The organism is Rhodoferax sp. (assembly GCF_023701345.1).
Taxonomy (GTDB): Bacteria; Pseudomonadota; Gammaproteobacteria; order Burkholderiales; family Burkholderiaceae_C; genus Rhodoferax.
The window spans coordinates 1-3,644 of the sequence record NZ_JAMPXE010000205.1; the positions used below are offsets into that span (position 1 = coordinate 1).

3 protein-coding genes and 1 pseudogene are annotated in these 3,644 nt (G+C 65.4%); all 4 read right to left on the minus strand.

The window, feature by feature from the left end; all coding sequences use genetic code 11:
- Nucleotides 1-171, minus strand: a 171-nt coding sequence (locus tag NDI87_RS17035; RefSeq protein WP_296276780.1) for an FAD-binding protein, incomplete at its 3' end; no start/stop codon positions are given.
- Between the two features lie 11 nt (nucleotides 172-182).
- The gene (gene pcaF / locus NDI87_RS17040) at nucleotides 183-1,385 is read right to left on the minus strand and encodes a 3-oxoadipyl-CoA thiolase (protein ID WP_296276778.1); all 1,203 of its coding nucleotides are present in this window, start codon (nucleotides 1,383-1,385) and stop codon (nucleotides 183-185) included.
- A gap of 30 nt (nucleotides 1,386-1,415) precedes the next feature.
- Nucleotides 1,416-3,485 carry a 3-hydroxyacyl-CoA dehydrogenase NAD-binding domain-containing protein gene (locus NDI87_RS17045; RefSeq protein WP_296276779.1) on the minus strand — a complete coding sequence of 690 codons (2,070 nt, stop codon included), beginning with the start codon at nucleotides 3,483-3,485 and terminating at the stop codon, nucleotides 1,416-1,418.
- 12 nt (nucleotides 3,486-3,497) lie between these two features.
- Nucleotides 3,498-3,644, minus strand: a pseudogene (locus NDI87_RS17050) (electron transfer flavoprotein subunit alpha/FixB family protein); the annotation flags it as partial.

Below are 3,644 nucleotides of genomic sequence, written 5' to 3' on the forward strand. Positions count from 1 at the left end.
CTCGGAGCCTTTTTCCAGCACGACGACCGAGAGCTCCCGGCCTTTCTCGGTGGCGAGTTGCTTGAGACGGATGGCGCTGGCCAGACCGGCCGGGCCGGCGCCGACCACGACCACGTCGTATTCCATCGATTCGCGGGGGCCGTATTGGGCTAAGGTTTCTTGGAGGCTCATGGTGGACTCATTCAGACGCGTTCCAGAATCAGGGCGATGCCTTGGCCGACGCCAATACACATGGTGCACAGCGCATAGCGACCGCCCGTGGCATGCAGGCGGTTGACCGCCGTGGTGGCCAGGCGGGCACCCGAGGCCCCCAGCGGGTGGCCCAGTGCAATGGCGCCGCCCCAGGCATTGACGCGCGCATCGTCATCGGGCAAACCCAACTCGCGCAACACCGCCAGACCCTGGGCGGCAAAGGCTTCGTTGAGTTCAATCACATCGAGTTGCGCCAGGCTCAAGCCGGTCAGCGCCAGCACTTTTTGCGTGGCCGGGGCCGGGCCCATGCCCATCAGGCGCGGCGCCAGTCCGACAGTGGCCATGCCAAGCACGCGGGCGCGCGGCGTCAGGCCGTGGCGGGAGGCGGTGGCTTCGTCGGCCAGCAACATGGCACAGGCGCCATCGTTGACGCCGCTGGCATTGCCGGCAGTGACGGTGCCGTCCGGGCGCACGATGGGCTTGAGCTTGGCCAGCGCCGCGAGGCTGGTTTCACGCGGATGTTCGTCCTTGTCCACGACCAGGGCGTCGCCCTTTTTCTGGGGGATCGAGACGGCGGTGATCTCACGCGCGAGGTGGCCGGCCTGCTGCGCCGCGACGGCTTTCATCTGGCTGGCCAGCGCCATGCGGTCTTGGGCTTCGCGCCCGATCTTGTATTCGGTGGCCACGTTCTCGGCGGTTTCCGGCATGGAATCGATGCCGTACTGGGCTTTCATGAGTTTGTTGACGAAGCGCCAGCCGATGGTGGAGTCATACACCGCGTTGTTGCGGCTGAAGGCGCTCTCGGCCTTGGGCATGACAAAGGGCGCGCGGCTCATGCTTTCGACCCCACCGGCGATCATCAGCGTGGCTTCGCCGGCCTTGATGGCGCGCGCTGCGCTGCCCACGGCGTCCAGGCCCGAGCCGCACAGGCGGTTCAGGGTTGCGCCCGGTACGTTCATCGGCAAACCTGCCAGCAGGGTCGCCATGCGGGCCACGTTGCGGTTGTCTTCACCGGCCTGGTTGGCACAGCCAAAAATCACGTCGGTCACGGCCTGCCAGTCGACGCTGGGGTTGCGCGCCATCAGCGCCTTGAGCGGGATGGCGCCGAGGTCGTCGGTGCGCACGCTGCACAAGGCACCGCCGTAGCGGCCAAAGGGGGTGCGAATGGCGTCGCAGATATAGGCTTGATTCATGAGGTGTTTCCTTCCGTAGGTCGGTCTGTGTCAGTCCAGCAGGATGGACAGATCAGCCAATACAAAGCCGCGACCCGCCTCGCTGGCCAGGGTTCGCAAATCGTTTTCCAGTGCCGCCCGTTCCTGCTGGCGGGCCCAGAACACCGGGCCACCTTCCCAGCGCGGAAAACCGTAGCCTTGCACCAGCACCACATCGATGTCACTGGCGCGGCTGGCGACACCTTCTGCCAGCAGCAGGGCAGCTTCGTTGACCATGGCGAGCATGGCGCGGCGCTGAATTTGCGCAGCGCTGAGAGGGTGTCGGACGATTCCGCGGTGTTGCGAGGCTTGCGCGATGATGTCGTGCACGACGGCATCCGTGACCCTGGATTTTTTGCCGTCAACGTAGTTGTAGTAACCGGCACCGGTCTTGCGGCCCAGGCGCCCCTGTTCGCACAGCTGGTCGAGGATGCTGACGTAACGCTCGCGCGGGTCGCGGCTGGCCGCCTGGGATTTGCGCATGCGCCAGGCAATGTCCAGACCCGAGAGGTCGGCCACGGCAAATGGGCCCATGGCAAAGCCGAAAGCTTGCAACGCGCTGTCCACGTCTTCGGGCCAGGCGCCGTCTTCGAGCATGAATTCGCACTGCTTGCGGTAGGCGTTGTAGATGCGGTTGCCGATGAAGCCAAAGGCGTTGCCGGTGAGCACAGGCAGCTTCTTCAGTTTTTTGCCCAGCTCCATGCCCGTGGCCAGCACGTCCGGGCTGGATTGGGCACCGCGCACCACTTCGAGCAGCTTCATGACATTGGCCGGACTGAAAAAGTGCAGGCCCAGCACGTCTTGCGGGCGGGTCGTGGCGTTGGCAATGGCGTCCACGTCCAGGTACGAGGTGTTGGTGGCCAGCACGGCACCCGCTCTGGCGTGCTGATCGATCTTCCTGAAGACTTCCTGCTTGACGGCCAGGTCCTCGAACACGGCCTCGATCACCAGATCGGCATGGGAAAGTTGCGCCCAGTCAATGGTAGGCGTCAGGCGTGCTTCATTGGCGGCAGCCAGGCTGGCTTTCATTTTGCCTGCCGTGACACGGCCCTGGTAGTGATCGCTGACGCGCTGCTGGCCGCGCTGCAGCGCCGCGCTGTCCTGCTCCAGCAAAATCACGGCCAGGCCGGCATCGAGTGCACAAATGGCAATGCCGGCGCCCATGGTGCCGGCGCCAATGATGGCCACGGTCTGCAGCGGGCGCGGTGTGGCGCTCAGCTTGGCGGGCAGCTTGGTGGCTTCGCGTTCGGCAAAAAATTGATGCCGCAGGGCTTGGGACTGTGTGCTGGCCTGCAGTTGCAGGAACAGTTCACGCTCGCGTTGCAAGCCCTCGTCCAGCGGCAATGTGGCGGCCTGCAAAGCGTCCAGCAAGGCCGTGTAGGCGGGCTGCAATTGCTGGCGTGGCGTGAGCTTGGCGCGCTCGTCGGCCAGTCGGGCACGCGTGGTGGTGGGATCGAGCTGACGGTCACGGGCGCGGGGCAGGGGGGTCTTGTTCACGGCCAATTCGTCTGCCAGGGAGATGGCCCGTGCGCAAGCCGCCTCAATCAGGTCCTGGGACACAACGTCATCCAGCAGGCCCGAGTCCACCAGTTGGCGCGCAGTTTGGTCTTGACCGCTCAGCATCATGGCGAGCGCGGTGTCCACGCCGACCAGGCGCGGCAAGCGTTGCGTGCCGCCCGAACCGGGGATCAGTCCCAACAAAATCTCGGGCAGGCCCAGCTTGGCGTTCTCCAGAGCGACGCGGCTGTGGCAGGCCAACGCCAGCTCCAGGCCACCGCCCAGCGCCACGCCGCTGATGGCGGCGACCACCGGCTTGCGGCAGGCCTCCACCTTCGCGAGCACCGTGGCCAGCACCGGCTCGGCGCGTTGCAGCGGCGTGCCAAATTCACTGACGTCGGCCCCGGCGCAAAAGGCCTTGTCATTGCCTGTCAGCACGACGGCGCAGACTGATGCGTCGGCTTGCGCCGCTTCCAGCGCGGTCACGGTGCGCTGGCGCAAGGCATGCCCGAGGCTGTTGACGGGTGGGTTGTCCAGGGTGATGATGGCCAGCGGGCCGCGATGTTGAAACAGATCGGTGTTCATGGTCAGAGCAGCTTAAAGCGCAGCCGTCAGTTCAGGTAGTGCCACAAACAGATCAGCCTCCAGGCCGTAGTCGGCGACACTGAAGATCGGCGCCTCGGGGTCCTTGTTGATGGCCACGATCACCTTGGAGTCCTTCATGCCCGCCAGGTGCTGGATGGC

Bases quoted from the DNA above. Each gene is read 5' to 3' on its own strand.
- pcaF (WP_296276778.1), bottom strand. From the start codon at position 1,385: ATGAATCAAGCCTATATCTGCGACGCCATTCGCACCCCCTTTGGCCGC.
- NDI87_RS17045 (WP_296276779.1), bottom strand. From the start codon at position 3,485: ATGAACACCGATCTGTTTCAACATCGCGGCCCGCTGGCCATCATCACC.